Below are 1,794 nucleotides of genomic sequence, written 5' to 3' on the forward strand. Positions count from 1 at the left end.
CCTCCACACACATTCCTAGAGCCATTCTGTAAAATAAGGGAAATGATTTTTAAACTCTAGTTCCACTTTAGACCAAGTCTAGCCTAGCTATTCATTGGTAAATGAGGAATAGTACTCTTTCTCTCACATTATACCAAAATTACCCAGCCATATGGGCTGGGTAAGCGAAAAATCTATTCTGGCAAAACAACTTTCAAGCTCATATCCGTTGATTGTAAAACCTTTTGAACTTGCGCTAGAAATGCCAAGCCGTTGTCTGACGGAGCATACTGGAAGGTGATATTGATAACCTTCTTATCAAAGTTATCCCCATATTTTTTAACGTATTGTTTGGTTTCAATAAAGTGAATGTAGTTATTGATTTTTTCTTGAAGTTTGAGAAGGTGAAGATCTTCTGTTTCCGTTTGCCAACGGATCGGGTCAACTAGTAATAACTCTAAGTGATTAGCAATTATTCCAATAGAATCAATATTTTGAGTTCGTAATTCATTTTCTATGGCTTTTTCTACTAGTTGTGAAAACTCCTCTTTTGAAAATAATTTACTATTCTCGCTCAAATTTTTTAAAATCAGTTCAGGATATTTTCTAAGAAAATCTCTGTCTGACTTAGACTGCTGTGGCGTTATCCATAAACCCGTTGTAAGGTAACGCATTACCTCTTCAGCATCTTTATCTGACTTTAGAGCTTTCTCCATTAATTCCTTAGTAACTGGATAAGATACTTCACGGTTCGTCAAATCACCTGATTGCCAACGCATTTCATAAGTACCATTTTCTTCATAAATAATGAAACCATTTCCTTTATGGGTAATGATATCTGTTTCATTATAATGCTTCATCTCATCATTTTTAGGCCAATGCCCTTTTTCTAGGTAAAACATTACTTCAAGCGCATCAGTATCCGATAATTGTGCCTTTTTTAACAAGTTTTCAGTTATAGGAAAAGATAAGTGCTCTTTACCTCGTATCCAAGATATATCAAACTTACCATCATCTTCAAAAATTGAATACAAGCCGTAATCATGAAACTTTATCATGTTAAACTCCTTCTCTACTAAAAATCTTACTTACCTCGTAATCGTTGGGACCTAGTTGATCAATTACTGCTTCTGGAATTCCACCTTTGGTATACCCACCAGGTTCCCACAAACCTTGAAATGCTCCTGGCTCATTACCAGATGGCATTCTTAATCCTTCATAATGATTAATATCAATAACTACTGGATTATTTCCTAGATAACCCTCATCCAAGCCTAGTAATTCTTCTAAAATTCGTGGATTACCATTTGAAGCTTGAACAGCTTTTTTATAAACCCACTTAGGCATAACATAATGACCTTGTTCAGCACCAACAGTTCCGCCATACATTTTAGCAGACATTTGGTAACCTTCATAACTCTGAACTTTAACAATACCATTTTCAAACATAGCTAAATGAGTCGCAATCTCTTCTTGTGAATAAACTCTCTCCACCGATGGTCGCTTACCGTTAGGAGTACTTATCAAACCATCAACAACATTTTGAGATAAATCAATATGTGGTAGTTTCTCCATTTCACTTCTAAAGTTTGAAATAGGATCATAGCCAATTGTCAAATTATCAGTCTTCTGCGACACCACATCAATCTGTGTTCCAGGCTTGATTTCGGTACCACCAGTAAAGGCACCTTTACCTTTTCCTACAACGGTTCCACCATACTTAGATAAGGCCTCTAGCAAGGCCTGACGGCTAACAGACAAACCTCCGGTTGCTGTTGTGTAATCCTGAATGCGGATATTACCCGCTTCATCAAA

1 protein-coding gene and 1 pseudogene are annotated in these 1,794 nt (G+C 36.5%); both read right to left on the reverse strand.

The window, feature by feature from the left end; all coding sequences use genetic code 11:
* Window positions 1-173: 173 nt before the first annotated feature.
* Window positions 174-758 (reverse strand): DUF6572 domain-containing protein, encoded by a 585-nt coding sequence (locus tag A3GS_RS0109590; RefSeq protein WP_420805168.1) that lies wholly within the window; start codon window positions 756-758, stop codon window positions 174-176.
* 280 nt (window positions 759-1,038) lie between these two features.
* Window positions 1,039-1,794, reverse strand: a pseudogene (locus A3GS_RS13120) (hypothetical protein); the annotation flags it as partial.

Origin of the sequence: Streptococcus caballi DSM 19004 (genome assembly GCF_000379985.1) — a bacterium.
In the GTDB taxonomy this organism is placed as follows: Bacteria; Bacillota; Bacilli; order Lactobacillales; family Streptococcaceae; genus Streptococcus; species Streptococcus caballi.